This window comes from Sphingobacterium sp. IITKGP-BTPF85 (genome assembly GCF_001006065.1).
Classification (GTDB): Bacteria; Bacteroidota; Bacteroidia; order Sphingobacteriales; family Sphingobacteriaceae; genus Sphingobacterium; species Sphingobacterium anhuiense.
Map to the genome: position 1 here is coordinate 1 of NZ_ASZT02000041.1, position 18,075 is coordinate 18,075.

Consider the following 18,075-nt stretch of genomic DNA (forward strand, 5'->3'; position numbering starts at 1 on the left):
AAACAACACCACCCGCTGCTCTAAATCCATAAATTGCAGCAGCAGCATCCTTCAAGATCGATATACTTCGATATCTTCCAAATTTAAGGCATTGAACATATCTGCTCCAGAACCGTTTTGTGTTCCAACCCAATCCGTTCCTGTTTGACCGCCATAGGAAATACCATCGATCACATAAAGCGGATTCCCCATGTTACGAATCTCAATTGCTGCCCCTCTTCCAGGACGGGCATCTTTTCCACGCACGGAGATACCTTGTACTTTACCTGCCAAAGCTCCTGCAGCGGTCGTAGAAGAAGTACGTACAATATCATCTGACTTGATATTACTCACAGCGCCAGAGATATTCCGTTTGGATTGCGTACCGTAACCCACGACCACAACTTCGTCCAAAGATTGATCACTCGTTTCTAACACAACCGAAAAGTTAGTCTGGTTGCCAATCGCAATACGTTGTGTTTTATATCCAACATAAGTGATCACTAAATAGCCTTTTCCATCATACAGTTGGAATCGACCAGTATTGTCTGTACTGGTTATTAAATTGGGCATTCCTTCAACAAGGACACTGGCACCTATAATCGGCTCCTTGTCCTTGTTAATTACCTGCCCCGTGATTTTGGTTTGTGCATATGTCATTATGGATATTAAACTCATAAAAACATATAAGTAAAGAATCTTTAATTTTTTCATAATTTATTCGTTTTCAATAACTGATTTTGTTTTCCTACGATCTTGCCAATTTTAAATAAGTTCTTGTCGTAAATAAAGCGACAAGTATACCGCAAGTCAGCATGTTTAAGAATGGATACATAAAAAGTTATTTATTAAATGTTAAAAACACACTTAAAAAAAAGTGACAAATTTATCCTTGATAAAAAATCAAGCATAGCATTACGAATTCATAGTCTTTTATTGAGGGTTTAAAAAATGTGTTGGTTATAATTGTAAAACAAATATAAAAAAATAAATGTAAAACAAACATTTATTTTTAAAATTCATATAATTTGTATCTACCTAAGCAATTACACTCAACAAGTAACACTTAAGATACTAATTAACAGCAATATAGATGACGACCCCTTCCTATGATCATCTATATTGGAACTTTATTTGAAGGAGAACTGTTATGCAATCCAATCTTAAAAGCCCGTAGGCATTCCATATTTTTTAATCAGCATGGACAGTTCTTTAGCAGTTATCGGCATGACAGAACCATGCTTGGTGTAAATGCTCCACCCACCGGGGTATTTTTTATAAAGTTGAAATGAGTAAGGTCCGAACTTTTGCAAAACTGATAATAGCCTTCTGTATAACAGTCATACATCAAAATGTATTCATCTGAATGAATCAATTTAAATACACTAGAACCTTCAACAGGTTTCTTTTGATCCACATTGAGATGACGATATTCGGTGTCATATGGTCCAGTTATATTTTTACTTGTTGCCCGCATTACTCCACTTCTTGTACGAAAACCATTATTGACTGTTGATAAGCCCTCATCTTTAAAAAACAACACATATTCCTGCATCTTTTTATCATATACGATATCACCATCAATGGCTGCTGTGCCAAAATCAAATAACAGCTCTGGTGTACTGATATCCGTAAAATCGACATTTGCATAGGAGTAGAAGATTTTAAAATAGGGCTGTTTTTTATCCCCTACTGCATACTCCCAGTCATGTCTACCTATCGAATAGTAGATCATGTATTTTTCTCGACTGCATCCCAAATCGTTTGTGGCGCCCAGACGGCATGTAAATTTTCCTGATCAAATCCTTTTAAATTAGGAAAACGTGTTGGAAAATCAATCGCCTGATGTTCCCAATGGATAAGATCGGTACTTTTCATCAAGATGATACCATCATTACTCTGCCAACCTTCGCTTGAACGCATATCCGTTAAAACCATATAGAACGATTTTCCATCTTCAGCACGCATAATATGCGGATCCCGAATACTTTTTTTTAAGGCAATGCTGTCCGATGCAATGACCGGTTTCCCTCCATTCAAAGGCTGAAAATCTATACCATCTTTACTTATTGCATAACGAACCTGTTCGCCCTCTGGGCTGTTGTCAGAAAAATAAGCAAACAGATAGGCTACTGGAGCAATTTTTAAAGCTTTTTTACTTTGTCCAAATGCAAGTCCTCCATACTGTATCAATAACATCAGCAATGACCACCTGATCATAAATTGTATCTTTTTCATAGTGCTTACTATTTTGTGACAGGAATGCGAAAAACGGTGAACGAATAAGGAGACAATTTGCACCTGTCTAATTGAAGTATTGCTGCAACAGGTTTAGCTGTCTGATCTGTGGGTTTTCCTGAAATAACAGTTGCATTCACTTGTTGATTTGCAACACCCATAGTCGAAAGATCAAGGTCAATTTCAACAGGTAACAAATTCACTAATTTGACGATGATATCACCCGATTTAGCATCGCGCACAATTGATTTTCCAACACGTTTGTTCACTGCTTCATCGTGATTTGACAACTGCAATTCACTAAAGAGATACGTATCGCCTGCATGCTGTCCAAATGCCTGCTGGATGTAGTAACCCACAGTAGGTTTCACTGTCGTATTATTAAAGTAGATCAAATCTGGAGACCATTGCGTATTACCTTCTTTGGCCAACAGAGGTGCATATGAAGTCATGGTGACTACATCGGCATTTCTTTCGACATTGCACAGGTGTAATGCCTCTGCCAATGCTGTTTCAATCGTACTAGCACGATTGGGAACATGTGCAGCATATTCACCAAGATATACTTTAGCTTTCTTGCGGTCATAACGGTCGTAAAACTCCTGATTATGAATAAACCAGCCCGGTGGATTGTAATAATGCTCATCGATCAAAGGAACATTTAATTTAGTTGCCAAATCCCAGCCTTCCACATAGTCTGATCCTTCATAAAATGGACCTGCTGTACCAATGACTTCAATATCAGGATATTTCTCTTTTACGGCTTGATAAATCAGGGTAAAGCGCTCTTTAAACAGATCGGTAATCAAATCTTCGTTACCAATGCCAATATATTTCAAGTTAAAGGGAGCTGGATGACCCGCTTCAGCACGTTTCTTTCCCCAAAATGTCTTACGATCACCATTCGCATATTCAATGAGATCCAAAACATCCTGAATATAATCGCCCATGTCCTCCATAGGAATACCGCACTGCTGCCCGCCCAGTTCGTGACCATGATGTCCCGAATTTTGGCAAGGTACACCTGCAGCCACCACGTACAGGTTCTGCACCCATATCTTCACAAAACTGGAAATATTCAAAATAGCCTAAGCCAAATGATTGATGATACCCCCAGAGATTACGCTGTGGTTTTCGTTGCTCCACAGGTCCTATCGTATTTTTCCAATGATAGATATTATCGATACCATCTCCATGAGCTACACAGCCGCCAGGGAAACGCACAAACCGAGGTTTCATGTCAGCAATAGTCGTAGCGAGATCTGCTCTTAAACCGTTCGCTCTATTTCGGAAAGTATTTTTAGGAAATAACGAAACCATGTCCATATCGACGGCTCCATCGTTGGAATAAGTAATCTCCAATCGAGCATCCGAAATGGTCACATTTCCAACCATATCCAATTTGTACTGTTCCCATTTTTTGATAACTTCTTCGTTTTTTTTTCTCCAATAGTATTACCATGCCCATCGATTAAGCGAACCTGCAAGTGGCCCAACTGTCCTGATTTCCCTCGGGCATATATTGAAAAATTATACTGCTCGTCTTTCTTAATGGAAATACCGCCAAACCCTTCATTGACGATTCCTGCTCCAGGTTTACCCTGCAAAGTCACATAATGCCGGTTATTTTCATGAATCGGAGATAGCGTATCAATCGTAATAACAGTTTCCCTATTCGTGGTGCGCCAAGCAGTTAAACTATGCCATTCTTTTCGATCCATAGGCGTATATTCAAATCCCCTATTCTGTATTAATTCGGCATACAATCCACCATCAGCGGCATAATTGATATCTTCAAAAAATGCTCCGATAAGTAGATCACTGATCTTACGCGCTGGAATATGTTCATCTAATTTTAGATTTCCTTTCAGGGGAGTAAGTGAAGCAAAGCGTTGCACATCATCGACCATCCGTTCACTATTCAACTTTCCCTTATAAGCATCCAACTGCTGTTTCTTTAACAGATTCTCTAGGATTTGCCACGCGACTTTATGAACTGTTCCCGTATAGTTACCATCAGAGAGACGGATCGCTACTTTTGTATTATGCACAACAGTAGCTTTTTTTGCGGTAGAAAACATTTTAAAATCCTTCGTTTCTACAGCGTAGTATCCTTTAGCGCTCCGATCCGTCTTCCAAATCACTTGGTAAGTACCCGTTGTCTTATTGTAATCAATAACAGGACTAAGGCAGTTGCCTCCGGCAAATACCAAAGGGTAAGACTGACTTTCCCATTGGATCAAATCGCGCGATGCACTATGTGCAAAAGCACCATCTTCTTGATTCAAACTCCATACACAATGCCAGATTCCTGTCGGTGATAAAAACAGGAAAGGATCAATCATCTTCTTCTGCGATCCCCATTGACCGTAGTCAGATCGTAAGAAACTAGCTTCTGCACCAATGGTGGTCCATTTTTTCTTGTCCAAGCTCCATGCAAAATGTAGCCCGTTGTGGTGATCATTCTTTCCCGAACTATAGGCAAATATATAAGCCGAATCCGGCTCATTGGCATATAATGCTGCATGTTTTACGACAAAGAATAACAATAAGCATATATAAATAAGCTGTTTTTTCATCAGAATAAAATTAGTAGTAGTTATTTATGTTCAAGTTCATAACTTCATTATTGGCTATAGCTTGCCAATGGTAGCGATATGAATTATAAATACTGGTGTTTATATACCCTTTCTTTTTATCATGACATGGAGAGTCCTAGATGGCACCAAATAGAATTTTAAGTAACATCGGTCCAACAGTTCACACCCTATCAAGATTGACTGTTTTACCTCAGCTTTTAAGGTCTTATTGTTGCAGTGAACACGTTGAAATGACACGACGTAAATAACTGTATACATCAGTCTAAAAGCGCCAACACAACCATATGCCTGCTTCACCTTTCGGTTTAAAGACCATCACAATGTATCATCTTTACGAGATCGCATCGATTCCGATTTACAACTGCATCTGCCCCACAGTACCAACACAACCAAGATGGACTGTGTCACCTGAGTTTTAAAGACCGTGATGTACTTATTTTTCCAAATGGCACCAAGTAGAACTTCACATCATATCCCACCCCACAAATGCCAGCATCATGCTGATCACATATTTGCAGACACGACAGGGTAAAGACAATGATACGATCACGAGTATATTTATAACCTGACGCCTAGGTGAAGGCTTCAGGAGTTAATCATATAACTGCGTTGTCTAAGACAAAGCTTCGTTTAGTTCATGGTGATTTGCATCTACGTGCGACCCATGACCGTATCATTGTAAAAAACTTATTTTATTGAACAGCCAACTTAATGACGGTCAAAGAGTATGGTGCAAACGTATCCACTATCTTTTTCCCTTTATAGCTGACCTGCTCCACTTTGGGCTGTATTTTCAACGGTTCTTCAAAACTTGTCGAAATACTCAAGTCCGCATTTGCCAAGGTCGTTTTTACAGCTGCCTGTTTCATTTTTTTCTTCGAATTGATATCAAAATTAACCTGTACCGGTTTACTATTATAATTAACAAATTTGATGATCAACTCCTTCTTTGCACTATCATATACAGAAGATGCAAACAAACTATCCTTCCCTGCCACCGCATCGCCATTCCATTTAACGGGGATAATATCAGTCCCCTTATTGGTCGAGTACAATTTCTGTACCTGATAACTTGGCGTACCGTATGCATGTAGATTATCGACCCAAATCAAGTCTGGGGTCCATTGCCAACCATCGACATGACCAAATAATGGCGCGTACGATGCCATTTGCACGACATCTGCATTTCGTTCCAGTCCGGTCAAGAAAGCTGCCTCTGAAAGCGCCGCTTCCCAAGTACTACGGCCAGGGCCATTAGGTCGGGTGGTGTGCGAAGCATATTCTCCAGCAAACACTTTCGGGCCGTTACGGTCATAATCATCATAACGGGAGACACTGGATAAAAACCACGTTGGTGGTCTATAATAGTGCTCATCAATAATATCAATCTTCATATCCCGTAGCTGCTCATCCAAATAAGCAAAACGCTCGCCATCGGGATCTGTACCGGAACTAGCAATAATGGCTATTTCAGGATGCTTCTCGTTTAAAACCTTTTTGAATGCAGCTAAACGCTCTATATACTGAGGTCCCCAATTTTCATTTCCTACACCAAGCATTTCAAGGTTGAAAGGAGCCGGATGCCCCATGTCCGAACGAAGTTTACCCCAGGTCGTTGTAACTGCCCCATTGGCAAACTCAATCAGATCCAATGCATCCTGTACATAGGTGTCCAACTCATCCATCGGAACAAGCTCTGCCGTATTAAACTGACAGGCCATCCCGCAATTTAAGATCGGTACCGCCTTAGCTCCAATATCTTCAGCCATTAAGAAATATTCGTAAAAACCCAAACCAAAAGTTTGAAAATAATCTGGAGCTGGTCTGTGCTTAAACTCAGTATTCCAACGGTTGATAATCAATTCGCGTTCCTCGATCGGGCCGACCGTCTTTTTCCATTGAAAACGGCTCGCTAAATCCCTACCTTCCACAATACAACCACCGGGAAAACGAATAAATCCAGGCTTCATATCGGCCAGCATCTGTACCATATCTTTCCGCAAACCTTTAGGTCTATTTTTCCAAGTCTCCGTCGGGAAAAGAGAAATCATATCAAGTTCTGCATCTCCAGCTCCTTCGATCCAGACATTTAACTTGCCTTTAGCAACAGTCTCTGAAGCCGTAAACTTCGCAGAACTACTTTTCCAATCACTTCCACTAGACAATATTAAACTACTATTTCCGACCACTTTATCCTGATCATCCAGCAACTCAACACGAATACGCATTCCGGCAGTTGCTTGTTTAAAGAGTAACGAAAACTCATACTGCTCCCCTTTCTTAATTCCCATACCACGGAACCCTTCATTTTGTATTCCTAGTTGCACACCCTTTGGGTTATGGATCTTCAATGAACGGGGATTACCTTTTCGTTTGCTGTTGTTTAAAATCAGAAACGCTCCCTCAGGTTCTTTGGTCAGTTTTTTCCAACCCATCCAAGGTTCATTAAATTCGAATGAACGATTTTTAATCAATTCGGCGTATATCCCACCATCGGCACCCATGTTAATATCTTCAAAGAAAACACCCCACATATCTGGTGACATCTTTCCGGCAGGCTGATCAAGGTCTACTTTAAGATTGACAGGACTCTGTGCAAACAAAGGTGTAGAACCAGCCATTAAAGCTGCTAGTAATAGCTCAATTTTTTTCATCCTATTTTATTTTATCGTAAATCTATATTCCGATTTCGTGCTATAAGTCTGCTCTGGTTTCAATACTGTCGAAGCAAAAGCAGGATGATTAGGAGCATCGGGATAATGCTGTGTTTCTAAACAAAATGCAGAACGGAACGGATATGCCAAACCACCTTTTCCTTTAGGATCAGTGTCCTTCATGAAATTGCCACTATAAAACTGTAAACCCGGTTCTGTAGTCAATACCTGCATTTCTATTCCCGTTTTCGGCGCATACACAGAAGCAACCTTTCTAAAACCAGCCGCTTGAGACAATTCAAAGTTATGATCATACCCTTTTCCGATCTTCAACTGAGCATTATCTGTTTCAATACGATCGCCGATGACAAATCCTTTACGGAAGTCAAATGGTGTTCCCGCGACTTGAATACTCTTTCCAGTCGGTATCAAGGTATCATCCACTTCCGTAATAGCTGCAGCATCGATTTGGAGCTCATGATCCAGTATCGTTGCAGATCCTGCACCATTTAGGTTGAAATAAGCATGGTTCGTTAGGTTTAGTACCGTCTCTTTATCCGTATTTGCTTGATAATCCATGACCAAGCCACCGGTATGACTTAAGGTATAGGTTACTTGCATTTTCACTTCACCAGGATAACCTGCCTCTCCATCAGGAGAAAGATAAGTGAAGGTAATGGATGAATCCGAACTGTTCGCGACATCCCATACCTGATTATAAACACCATGAGTACCCCCATGCAGGGAGTTTTTTCCATCATTCTTCTCCAGTTCGTATTTAACTCCCTGCAAAGTGAAAGTTGCATCCCCGATTCTATTTCCATAACGACCTACGATAGCCCCATAAAAATTACTCGCATTAGCTTTATACTCCGCAGCACTGTCATAACCAAGGATCACATCTGTCAAGTTGCCGGCTTTATCCGGAACCTGTAAGTTCACTAACCTTGCACCATAATTTGTCAGCGCAGCTTTAAGCTTGCCATTCGTTAATGTATACAATTTGACATCTTTACTATCGATAACCGAATCAAAAGACGTATCCACGGAATCTGTTTTTTCAGTCGTATGCTGTTTATTCGAGGTCTGTTGGCAACCACATGCCAATGCGGACGTCAACAAAATACCATTTATAATTTTACTATTCATATTGTTATGATTTACAATTGATTAATCATTATTACATCTACCAAAAACGCACATATATAGCTGTTACTAATAAGAGTGTTACCACAATCAATACCAAAATCGATGGCTCTACTTTGAACATTTTTTGTCCAGTACAAATGCCTTTGGATTCTCTTTTGGACCAAATAAGCTAACACCGATCATCAAGGCTAACGTAAAAGCAAAAGCTAGTCCCATACAGATTTGAAATGGAATTTCGTAATGACCACTTTTATTGATGTAGGCTGTATACAGCCAAGTTTCAGGACCAAATACTTTTGTCGCAAATTCATTGAAAAAGATCGATAAACCAAATCCCGAAACCAATCCCGTGATTGCAGCAGGACCAGTGGTACGTTTCCAGAACATTCCCAATAAAAACATAGCAAACACACCTGGACTAATAAAGCCCGTATATTTTTGAATAAAGGTAAATCCACCGGCACCTCCAATGCCTAAGGTATCATTCCAAGTAAACAATACAGCTACAAGAATAGAAACGACAATTGTAATTTTACCTACCCACACCATCTTCGATTCAGATGCTCCGGCATTGATGTATTTTTTATAGATATCCAACGTATAAATAGTAGCAATACTATTTGCTTTACCCGCTAAACCGGCAACGATAGCAGCCGTTAGTGCCGCAAGTGCTAAACCTTTCATACCATTTGGTAAATGACCTAGAATAGCGGAATACGCATTGTCAGCATGAAATACCCCTCCTGGTGCCATCTCCTCTTGCAATGCACCATTTTTATAAAGCACATACGCGGCAATTCCAGGTAGCATGACGATAAGTGGCATCAATAACTTCAAAAGCCCGGCAAATAAAATACCCATACGGGCAGTTTTTAGATCAGCTCCCAAAGCACGTTGTGTGATGTATTGGTTACAACCCCAATAGTTCAAGTTCACAATCCAGATACCAGCTAGGTACATCCCTATCCCTGGCAACATGAGGTATTTGTTAATCTCTTCTTGTGTAGCCCCAACTCCGGGTTTATCCACGATCATTTCAAAATGCTTAGGTGAATCTTCCATGAGTTTATTAAAACCTGCCAAGACATCCTTACCAAGGCCGAAGTGCTCACTTACCAAGGTTAATGCAACGTAAGTCGTAGCGATACCTCCGATAATCAAAACCACCACTTGGATCACATCGGTAAAACCGATGACCCGCATACCTCCTAAGGTAATAATGACGGCAAAAACAGCTAAGGCCACCATAATCAAGTGAAAACTATCTCCTCCACCAGCCATACTCGATATAGCGATTGCGCCCAGGTATAAGATCGACGTTAGGTTGACAAACACATATAAGAAAAGCCAAAAAACTGCCATGATCAGACTGGTCGTTTCATTATACCGATTGTTTAAAAACTGAGGCATTGTAAAGATCTTATTCTTAAGATAAACCGGTATAAACCACACGGCTACAATAATTAAAGCCACAGCTGCAATGAGTTCGTAAGCCGCAACGGCAATACCGACTTCAAAACCATTTCCACTCATACCAATAAATTGTTCGGCAGATATATTGGAAGCAATCAATGAGGCTCCAATAGCCCACCAGGTCAATGAACCCTCTGCCAAGAAATAGTCTTTACTACTATTGTTGGCTGCTGTTTTTCTACTGTATATCCAGAAGCCATATCCGGCTACAATAATAAAGTAGACGACAAAAATAATGTAATCTACTGTTGCAAATTTATCCATAGTATTGCGATTTGCTTATGATGAAGTCCTACTCCTTTTATTAAGAAAGGCGCAGGACCATTCCGTTTATTTCTTCATTAAAAAATAGAGTTCATTCCACTTCAACTGGTTTTCCAGATGCGTTAACGTCGTGTTTTCATCAATAGCGACATACTCCAGTCCAGCAATACGGGCAAAATCTTCCAGATATTCAGGTTTTAAACTCAAACTATAAGCAGTATGATGAGCCCCACCAGCATAGATCCAGGCACTACAAGCAGTTTTCATATCCGGAAGGGGTTTCCATAGAACCCGTGCCACCGGCAATTTAGGCAACTCCTCTTTCACATCGACACCGATCACTTTATTGACGATCAAGCGAAAACGAGTTCCTAAATCAATCAGTGAGGCATTCAAAGCAGGACCACTTAAGCCATCAAACACCAAACGCGCAGGATCAGCCTTACCGCCAATTCCCAACGGATGTACTTCTATTCGAGGCTTATCAGCTGCTAAAGCTGGATCCACCTCAAGCATATGCGAACCGAGTACCATTTCATTCTCAGGATCAAAATGATATGTGTAGTCTTCCATAAAAGCTGTAGTACCCGGCAAACCAGCACCCATTACTTTACATGCACGCACCAATGCGGGTGTTTTCCAATCACCTTCTCCGGCAAATCCATATCCTTCAGCCATCAATCGCTGTACGGCTAATCCAGGCAGTTGTACAAGACCGTGAAGATCTTCAAAAGTATCGGTAAATCCTTTATAATTGCCAGATTCTAAAAACTTCCTCAATCCAAGCTCAATACGGGCTGCCTCTACCAAACTTGGCGTTGCTCTCCTCCTGCTACTACATTAGCTGCGAGATCATAAGTGGCCTCGTACTCCTGCAGTAAAGTATCAATTTCCGATTCCGTAACCGCATCTACTACCGCGACAAGATCGCCAACGGCGTAGGTATTCACTGAAAATCCAAATTGCGTCTCAGCCGACACTTTATCCCCATCAGTAACCGCAACATAACGCATGTTATCACCAAAACGGACAAATTTCGCCCCCTGCCAATCATGCCAAGCAGCAGCTGCACGTACCCACACATTTATGCGTTCAATTACCTCCTCATCTTTCCAGTGACCAGTAACTACTTTTCTACCGATATTCAATCGGGTCACAATATGACCAAACTCACGATCGCCATGTGCACTTTGGTTTAGATTCATAAAATCCATATCCATCGTACTCCAAGGAATATCACGGTTATATTGCGTATGCAGGTGAAGTAATGGTTTCTGTAAAGCCTGCAACCCTCTAATCCACATTTTTGCAGGTGAGAATGTATGCATCCATGTAATCAAACCGATACAGTTTGCTGCAGCATTAGCTGCAGTTAAAGTACTGTATATTTCTTCACTATTTTTGACAATGGGTTTGTATACTACCTGTACAGGGATCTCCCTATGTGCCGAAAAATATTGAGCTACTTCTTCAGCATGTAAAGCCACCTGTTTTAAGGTCTCTTCACCATATAAATCTTGGCTCCCAGTAACGAACCAAACTTCCAATTTATTTAAATCGATATTCATAGTTTATAATTTCTTGATTGGCTTTAGGTCCAATCTCCTTTCAATTTTATTCGTTTATATTTGATTATTTATTCTTTTTACTCTTGCCCATAATACGAAGCTCCGCCATGCTTACGTTCATAATGCTTTTTGATCAAAGCATCTTTCAGGCGTGGCGCTTTCGCATTAATCTGTTCTGTCAACAAAGCCATTTGTGCCACCGTTTCCAAAACTGCACTATTATATACCGATTTAGCACCGGTTTTCCCCCATGTAAATGGAGCATGATTTCCTACTAAAACCATTTCAACTTCTTTATAATCGAGTTTATGTTCATCAAAATGATTTATAATCTGAAATCCCGTTTCATATTCATAATTCCCCATTATCATTTGATCATCCATGGGTGACGCACACGGAATGTCTGTTGTTAAGTGATCTGCGTGAGTCGTTCCAAAAATTGGAATATCACGTTGGCTCTGTGCCCAAGCAGTTGCATAAGTAGAATGCGTATGTGTAATACCACCTACCTCCGTCCAGTGTTTGTAAAGCACAGCATGAGTTTGCGTATCAGATGAAGGTCTCAGCTTCCCCTCTACACACGCCCCTCAAAATCAACAATGACCATATGATCTGGAGTCAATTCATCATAGGGTACACCACTAGGTTTAATTGCAAACACGGCACGATCACGATCCGCAACGCTAACATTTCCAAAAGTAAAAAGCACCAATCCCAATTTAGGCAATTGCATATTGCAATGAAAAGCTTCTTCTTTTATGTCTGTATAAATCATTATTTTATAGTTCAAAAAATTAAAAAATCATATATATAAGAAGCGACGAATAAGGCGCTACTTCGCCACAATTAATGTTTGGTTTCTACGATAAAAGCACCAAGACTCTTGTAATGTTCATATCTTTTGGCATAGATTGCGACCATTTCTGGACGAGGCTCATACGTTTTTTCAAAACCCTGTCCCATAGCTTCCATTGCATCTTCAACCTTTGCATAAATACCAGCAGCTGTAGCAGCAAACATAGCTGCTCCCATAGCGCAAGTCTGTTCAGATTTATGAATACGAATAGGCATATTCATAACATCAGCCATCGTCTGCATGATATAAGGAGATTTCTTTGCAACGCCACCTAACCCGATTAATCCCTTCACCGGTACACCTTGCTCAACAAAACGATCTGCAATACTTTTGGCACCAAAACAAGTCGCTTCGACGATTGATCGAAAAATTCGCACTGCATCTGTCCCTAGATGAAGACCCAATAACGCACCTTTTAAAGTCTGATCAGCATCTGGTGTCCTACGTCCATTAAACCAATCTATTGCCAATTCTGAGGATTCTGTGACTGGTAGTGCTTCAGCTTTTCGACTTAACTCAGGAATCAATTGTGTATCAATTAGGTTAGCGATCTTTACTTTATCTGCTGGTGAAATATCATTAGATTGTGCAATTATATTAGCGAATGGCCATGATAGTACTTGCTTAAACCAAGCATAAGCATCGCCAAAAGCCGACTGACCCGCTTCCATACCAATCATGCCAGGGATAATCGATCCAGCCACCTGTCCACATATACCCTTTACAAGGGTTTCACCAACCTCATCATGCGGAGCGACTAACATGTCACAAGTCGACGTTCCCATCACTTTACTTAAATAATACGGCTCAATCTGTCCGCCTACTGCTCCCATATGACAGTCGAAAGCACCTACACCAACAACTACTTCAGTAGAAAGACCCAATCGGGTTGCCCATTCCTCCGAAAGTGTTCCGGCAGATTCGGCTGCAGTATGCGTATCGGTAAATAAACGATCTACCATACCATCTAAATACGGATCCAGTTCTGCAAAAATTGATTCGGAGGAAGACCACCAAACTCAGCGGCCCATAAAGACTTATGCCCTGCTGAACAGACACTACGCTTAATGTCTTGGGCACGTTTGCCTCCTGTCAATAAAAACGGTATATAATCACAATGTTCGACCCAAGTATAGAGTGCATTGCGCACTTCCTGATCATCACGAAGCACATGCAGTAGCTTTGCCCAGAACCACTCCGATGAATAAATTCCACCAACATATTTTAAATAATCGATATCATATTTTTGAGCATGATCATTAATTTCCTGAGCTTCCCTAACGGCCGTATGATCTTTCCAAAGAACAAACATGGCATTCGGATTATTAGCAAAACGTTCAGTTAAAGCAAGAGGAATACCCTTTTCATCAACTGCTATAGGAGTAGAACCAGTTGTATCAATAGAAATTGCTTTTACAGATTTGGCAATTTCAGCATTACCTGACTTTTGAAGACATTCAAGTATTGTAAATTCCAATCCTTCAATATAATCTAAAGGATGCTGCCGAAATTGACTTGTCACCGGATCACAAAACTCTCCGCTGTTCCATCGCGGATAGTAAAAAACTGCACTAGATATCTCTACGCCATTATCCGCATCTACTAAAACCGATCGAACGGAATCACTACCGTAATCTAAGCCGATCACATAAGCTTTCTTCATTATTTGTGTTTTTGGTTTATAATATTGATTTATAATCTCTTACTTAGAAAACAAACTATTTAAATCCAGCAAGCTGAGTTGTTAATCGGAGTAATTAATGTCAAATTAACATTTATTTTTTTAAAAAATGAAATTTTAATTTATTTTTCGTTGTTTTGTATAGAAATAAAATATTAATCCGTTTATATAAATACGATATAAGTTAATCGTTATAGAATGGTTTTTTATATGAAATACTAGATAGATTGTAACAGGTACGATACATTTTGTATCTTTAATTAATTATAAACGAGATTACTCAATTATGGATTTTTACAAAAATGAGCCAAGCTTATTATTAGCTGTGGATTGTATTATTTTTGGATTTAATGGCGAATCATTAGAAATTTTACTTATTAAAAGAGGATTTGAGCCCGAACGCAATAAATGGAGCTTAATGGGTGGATTTGTTCAACCAGAAGAAAATCCGCAACAAGCATCTTCTCGTATTCTGAAGAAACTGACAGGTTTAGATGGAGTCTATATGGAAGACTGTGGCATTTTTGGCGATCCTGACCGTGAAAAATATGGACGTGTGGTCAGTATCGCACATTTCGCATTAATTGATGTACATCAATATAAACACATCATCAGTGAAGAATTTGAAGCTTGTTGGTTCCCGCTCAAAGATCACCCAGAATTAATATTTGATCACAATCAGATGATTGAGAAAGCGAAACGTGAGCTTCGAGCAAAAGCGGCACTCTACCCTATTCTATTTGAGCTATTACCAGAAAAATTCACGATTCCACAAATTGTATCACTTTACGAAAGTGTCTACGATACCGAATTGGATACACGCAATTTTAGCCGTAAGCTGCTTTCTTCGGAACTGATCATTAAACTAAAAGAAAAAGATAAGGAAAAATCTAAGAAAGGAGCATTCTACTTTCGATTAAACAAGGACATTTACAAAGAAAAAATCATGTCATTCCTAAGCTACTTACCAAGCTGGTCAATAAACAGTTAACGATCAGCTCTAAACAGTTGAATACCTTTTTTTGGCTTAAATTAATAAATGTATTAATAACATTTAAATAATAAAAGTAAGATTAAGTATAAATCTTAAACCAGAAATGCCATGACTTTAAAAAGAATCATTACATACTTTACTTGTATGGTCATCTGCTCATCCGAATTATCAGCACAAACTAAGCCTCAGCTGAACTATTTCGACCTGAACGATGTCCGCTTGCTTCAAGGCCCTTTCAAGCATGCCCAAGATCTTGATTTAAAATATCTATTAGAGATCGATGCAGATCGTTTATTAGCTCCTTTCCTACGCGAAGCTGGGCTACCTCAAAAGAAAGAATCTTATACCAATTGGGAAAATACAGGCTTAGATGGCCACATCGGTGGTCATTATATTTCTGCCCTTGCACATATGTATGCGGCAACTGACGACCTACAAATAAAAAAAAGGTTGGATTATATGCTTTCCAATTTAAAAAGTTGTCAAGACGCTAATGGCAATGGCTATATTGGTGGGGTTCCAGGTGGAAAAACCATTTGGAAAGAAATCGCACAAGGCAATATTCAAGCAAGTGGATTTAGCTTAAATGGTAAATGGGTACCGCTATACAATATTCATAAGACTTACGCAGGTCTACGTGATGCTTACCTTCTTACAGGAAATGAGGAAGCAAAAAAGATGCTGATAAAGATGACCGACTGGGCTATTATATTAGTACAACAACTTTCTGAACAACAAATTCAGGAAATGTTACGTAGCGAACATGGCGGACTCAACGAAACATTTGCGGATGTTGCAGCTATCACACAAGATCCAGCATATCTTGCACTTGCCCGTCAATTCAGCCATCATGAGGTACTAGATCCATTAATTAAACACCAAGATAAGCTTACCGGACAACATGCTAACACACAAATTCCAAAAGTATTAGGTTTTAAGAGAATCGCAGATATTGCTCAAGATGAAACCTGGGAAAGTGCTGTCCGATATTTCTGGGAAAGTGTTGTAACACAACGCTCCATTTCCTTTGGAGGCAATAGTGTTAGTGAGCATTTTAATCCGACCAATGATTTCTCGAAAATGATCCATAGCATTGAAGGCCCCGAACTTGCAATACTTATAATATGCTACGTTTGACAAAGATGCTTCATCAAACCGATCCAAAGGGCAAATATCTAGACTATTATGAACGTAGTTTATATAATCATATATTATCTAGCCAACATCCGGAAAACGGAGGATTCGTTTACTTTACCCAAATTAGGCCTGGACATTATCGAGTATACTCCCAACCACATACAAGTATGTGGTGCTGTGTTGGATCCGGAATGGAAAATCATTCGAAATACGGCGAGATGATCTATGCGTATCAAGGTAATCATCTATATATTAATTTATTTATACCTTCACGTCTCAACTGGCGCGACCAAGAAGTCGAAATCGTCCAAGAAAACAATTTTCCAGAACAAGCAAGTACAACCCTACACATTCACCCAAAAAAGAATGGCAAAAAATTTGCACTACATGTGCGAAAACCCGCATGGTTGTCCGAAAAACCAAGTATACGCATAAATGGTAAAATCTATAAAATTGATAGAATTGAGGGCGATTTCTTCACCATTGATCGTGAATGGAAAAAGGTGATCAAGTCGTTATTCAGCTTCCTATGGGTATACATACAGAACAGCTACCAGATCAAAGTAAATACTATAGTTTACTCTATGGTCCAATTGTATTAGGAGCGCGCACATCCGGACCATTACCCGACTTGTTATCCGACGATAGTCGGATGGGGCATGTCGCAAAAGGAATCCAGATTCCATTGAGAGACTTACCAATTCTAACGACAGAACCTTCTGCTATACCAAACCTAGTAAAACCTATTGCATCAAAGCCATTACATTTTTCATTATCGGGTCTTCGTCTTGCAAAAGAAAATATTAACATGGAACTTGAACCATTTTATAAGATTCACGACAGCCGATACATCATCTATTGGCCGCAAGCGACGGAACAAGAGCTTGCTAGTACACAGGAAAAAATGCAACGCGATGAACAAGAGAGTCTCCGTTTAAACACCCTAACCGTGGATAAAGTTGTCTGCGGGGAGCAACAACCGGAATCTGATCATTTTATTCAACAGCTGAATAGTCATGCAGGTGTATTTGACGATACCCGTTGGCGTGAAGCAGATGGCTGGTTCAGTTATATCTTAAAAAAGCAAGATGGCAAAAATGCAGACATCTATATCAAATATCTAACGGAAGAAGGTCCAAGAACGACAGAAATCATGGTAAACGATGTTATCGTTGGAAAGTTAGTGCCAGCAACAGCAACATCTGATATCAAAACAGCACGTTTCACATTGACACAGGGTCTAGAAGCAGAAAAACAATTAAACATAAAAATCAAAGGAGCAGACCAGAATAGAAGCCACAAAATTCTCGAAATTCGTATCCTCAAAAATCAATAAAAAATTGAGATAATTATGTCTATAACTGGCAATACTTTACCTTGCATGATGATATCCTGAGACTCAATACCCAGTCTCAGGGTTCATATTTTTATTGCTCCTCATCCGCCTTCAAATCAATGATTTTTCCGTAAGCAATTTCAATA

Annotated in this window: 17 protein-coding genes and 2 pseudogenes; 4 read left to right on the forward strand and 15 right to left on the reverse strand. The window is 39.7% G+C overall.

The features are described 5' to 3' along the window. Nucleotides 1-51: 51 nt before the first annotated feature. The 15 genes and pseudogenes from L950_RS10260 to L950_RS36415 form a co-directional block, all read right to left on the reverse strand. Nucleotides 52-693, reverse strand: a complete 642-nt coding sequence (locus L950_RS10260) for a carboxypeptidase-like regulatory domain-containing protein (protein ID WP_084825420.1) — start codon at nt 691-693, stop codon at nt 52-54. 505 nt (nt 694-1,198) lie between these two features. Beyond that, nucleotides 1,199-1,714, reverse strand: a complete 516-nt coding sequence (locus tag L950_RS29900) for a hypothetical protein (protein WP_197086363.1) — start codon at nt 1,712-1,714, stop codon at nt 1,199-1,201. Further along, nucleotides 1,711-2,217, reverse strand: coding sequence for a hypothetical protein (locus tag L950_RS29905; RefSeq protein WP_197086364.1), 507 nt, complete (start codon nt 2,215-2,217; stop codon nt 1,711-1,713). The genes L950_RS29900 and L950_RS29905 overlap by 4 nt, the downstream gene beginning before the upstream one ends. Before the next feature lie 8 nt (nt 2,218-2,225). After that, nucleotides 2,226-2,831 carry an alpha-L-arabinofuranosidase C-terminal domain-containing protein gene (locus tag L950_RS37245; RefSeq protein WP_410528120.1) on the reverse strand — a complete coding sequence of 202 codons (606 nt, stop codon included), beginning with the start codon at nt 2,829-2,831 and terminating at the stop codon, nt 2,226-2,228. Further along, nucleotides 2,823-3,612 (reverse strand): annotated as a pseudogene (locus L950_RS37250) (alpha-L-arabinofuranosidase); the annotation flags it as partial. The gene L950_RS37245 and the pseudogene L950_RS37250, both read right to left, overlap by 9 nt. Further along, nucleotides 3,597-4,796, reverse strand: coding sequence for a hypothetical protein (locus L950_RS29915; protein WP_197086366.1), 1,200 nt, complete (start codon nt 4,794-4,796; stop codon nt 3,597-3,599). The pseudogene L950_RS37250 and the gene L950_RS29915, both read right to left, overlap by 16 nt. Nucleotides 4,797-5,509: 713 nt before the next feature. Then, complete coding sequence (locus tag L950_RS10275; protein ID WP_021188842.1) at nt 5,510-7,471, reverse strand: alpha-L-arabinofuranosidase C-terminal domain-containing protein; 1,962 nt, start codon at nt 7,469-7,471, stop codon at nt 5,510-5,512. Nucleotides 7,472-7,477: 6 nt separating this feature from the next. Next, nucleotides 7,478-8,620: an aldose epimerase family protein gene (locus L950_RS10280; protein ID WP_021188843.1), complete on the reverse strand. Its 1,143-nt coding sequence runs from the start codon at nt 8,618-8,620 to the stop codon at nt 7,478-7,480. Nucleotides 8,621-8,728: 108 nt separating this feature from the next. Continuing rightward, complete coding sequence (locus tag L950_RS10285; RefSeq protein ID WP_021188844.1) at nt 8,729-10,357, reverse strand: sodium:solute symporter family transporter; 1,629 nt, start codon at nt 10,355-10,357, stop codon at nt 8,729-8,731. A 66-nt stretch (nt 10,358-10,423) separates the two neighbouring features. Continuing rightward, a complete protein-coding gene (locus L950_RS32765) occupies nt 10,424-10,930 on the reverse strand; it encodes a hypothetical protein (protein WP_410528121.1) in 507 nt (168 codons plus the stop codon). Then, nucleotides 10,907-11,925 (reverse strand): annotated as a pseudogene (locus L950_RS32770) (L-arabinose isomerase); the annotation flags it as partial. The pseudogene L950_RS32770 and the gene L950_RS32765, both read right to left, overlap by 24 nt. A gap of 77 nt (nt 11,926-12,002) precedes the next feature. Next, nucleotides 12,003-12,458: a class II aldolase/adducin family protein gene (locus tag L950_RS10295; protein WP_262507042.1), complete on the reverse strand. Its 456-nt coding sequence runs from the start codon at nt 12,456-12,458 to the stop codon at nt 12,003-12,005. Between the two features lie 41 nt (nt 12,459-12,499). Continuing rightward, the gene (locus L950_RS35265) at nt 12,500-12,700 is read right to left on the reverse strand and encodes a class II aldolase/adducin family protein (RefSeq protein ID WP_262507043.1); all 201 of its coding nucleotides are present in this window, start codon (nt 12,698-12,700) and stop codon (nt 12,500-12,502) included. Nucleotides 12,701-12,771: 71 nt separating this feature from the next. After that, nucleotides 12,772-13,743: an FGGY-family carbohydrate kinase gene (locus tag L950_RS36410; protein WP_316930599.1), complete on the reverse strand. Its 972-nt coding sequence runs from the start codon at nt 13,741-13,743 to the stop codon at nt 12,772-12,774. A 5-nt stretch (nt 13,744-13,748) separates the two neighbouring features. Then, nucleotides 13,749-14,444 (reverse strand): hypothetical protein, encoded by a 696-nt coding sequence (locus L950_RS36415; protein ID WP_316930600.1) that lies wholly within the window; start codon nt 14,442-14,444, stop codon nt 13,749-13,751. 304 nt (nt 14,445-14,748) lie between these two features. Here L950_RS36415 and L950_RS10305 point away from each other — a divergent pair, with 304 nt between their 5' ends. The 4 genes from L950_RS10305 to L950_RS29930 all read left to right on the forward strand — a co-directional run bounded on the left by L950_RS10305 (nt 14,749) and on the right by L950_RS29930 (nt 17,929). Then, nucleotides 14,749-15,453 (forward strand): NUDIX hydrolase, encoded by a 705-nt coding sequence (locus tag L950_RS10305; protein WP_021188845.1) that lies wholly within the window; start codon nt 14,749-14,751, stop codon nt 15,451-15,453. A 111-nt stretch (nt 15,454-15,564) separates the two neighbouring features. After that, the gene (locus L950_RS35270) at nt 15,565-16,593 is read left to right on the forward strand and encodes a beta-L-arabinofuranosidase domain-containing protein (protein ID WP_197086367.1); all 1,029 of its coding nucleotides are present in this window, start codon (nt 15,565-15,567) and stop codon (nt 16,591-16,593) included. Continuing rightward, nucleotides 16,581-17,195 carry a beta-L-arabinofuranosidase domain-containing protein gene (locus L950_RS35275; protein WP_197086368.1) on the forward strand — a complete coding sequence of 205 codons (615 nt, stop codon included), beginning with the start codon at nt 16,581-16,583 and terminating at the stop codon, nt 17,193-17,195. The genes L950_RS35270 and L950_RS35275 overlap by 13 nt, the downstream gene beginning before the upstream one ends. After that, complete coding sequence (locus L950_RS29930) at nt 17,087-17,929, forward strand: DUF6805 domain-containing protein (protein ID WP_197086369.1); 843 nt, start codon at nt 17,087-17,089, stop codon at nt 17,927-17,929. Before L950_RS35275 ends, L950_RS29930 begins: the two co-directional genes overlap by 109 nt. Nucleotides 17,930-18,075: the final 146 nt, after the last annotated feature.

Bases quoted from the DNA above. Each gene is read 5' to 3' on its own strand.
- L950_RS10260 (WP_084825420.1), bottom strand. From the start codon at position 693: ATGAAAAAATTAAAGATTCTTTACTTATATGTTTTTATGAGTTTAATA.
- L950_RS29900 (WP_197086363.1), bottom strand. From the start codon at position 1,714: ATGATCTACTATTCGATAGGTAGACATGACTGGGAGTATGCAGTAGGG.
- L950_RS29905 (WP_197086364.1), bottom strand. From the start codon at position 2,217: ATGAAAAAGATACAATTTATGATCAGGTGGTCATTGCTGATGTTATTG.
- L950_RS29915 (WP_197086366.1), bottom strand. From the start codon at position 4,796: ATGAAAAAACAGCTTATTTATATATGCTTATTGTTATTCTTTGTCGTA.
- L950_RS10275 (WP_021188842.1), bottom strand. From the start codon at position 7,471: ATGAAAAAAATTGAGCTATTACTAGCAGCTTTAATGGCTGGTTCTACA.
- L950_RS10280 (WP_021188843.1), bottom strand. From the start codon at position 8,620: ATGAATAGTAAAATTATAAATGGTATTTTGTTGACGTCCGCATTGGCA.
- L950_RS10285 (WP_021188844.1), bottom strand. From the start codon at position 10,357: ATGGATAAATTTGCAACAGTAGATTACATTATTTTTGTCGTCTACTTT.
- L950_RS32765 (WP_410528121.1), bottom strand. From the start codon at position 10,930: ATGGAAGACTACACATATCATTTTGATCCTGAGAATGAAATGGTACTC.
- L950_RS35265 (WP_262507043.1), bottom strand. From the start codon at position 12,700: ATGATTTATACAGACATAAAAGAAGAAGCTTTTCATTGCAATATGCAA.
- L950_RS36410 (WP_316930599.1), bottom strand. From the start codon at position 13,743: ATGGTAGATCGTTTATTTACCGATACGCATACTGCAGCCGAATCTGCC.
- L950_RS36415 (WP_316930600.1), bottom strand. From the start codon at position 14,444: ATGAAGAAAGCTTATGTGATCGGCTTAGATTACGGTAGTGATTCCGTT.
- L950_RS10305 (WP_021188845.1), top strand. From the start codon at position 14,749: ATGGATTTTTACAAAAATGAGCCAAGCTTATTATTAGCTGTGGATTGT.
- L950_RS35270 (WP_197086367.1), top strand. From the start codon at position 15,565: ATGACTTTAAAAAGAATCATTACATACTTTACTTGTATGGTCATCTGC.
- L950_RS35275 (WP_197086368.1), top strand. From the start codon at position 16,581: ATGCTACGTTTGACAAAGATGCTTCATCAAACCGATCCAAAGGGCAAA.
- L950_RS29930 (WP_197086369.1), top strand. From the start codon at position 17,087: ATGGAAAAAGGTGATCAAGTCGTTATTCAGCTTCCTATGGGTATACAT.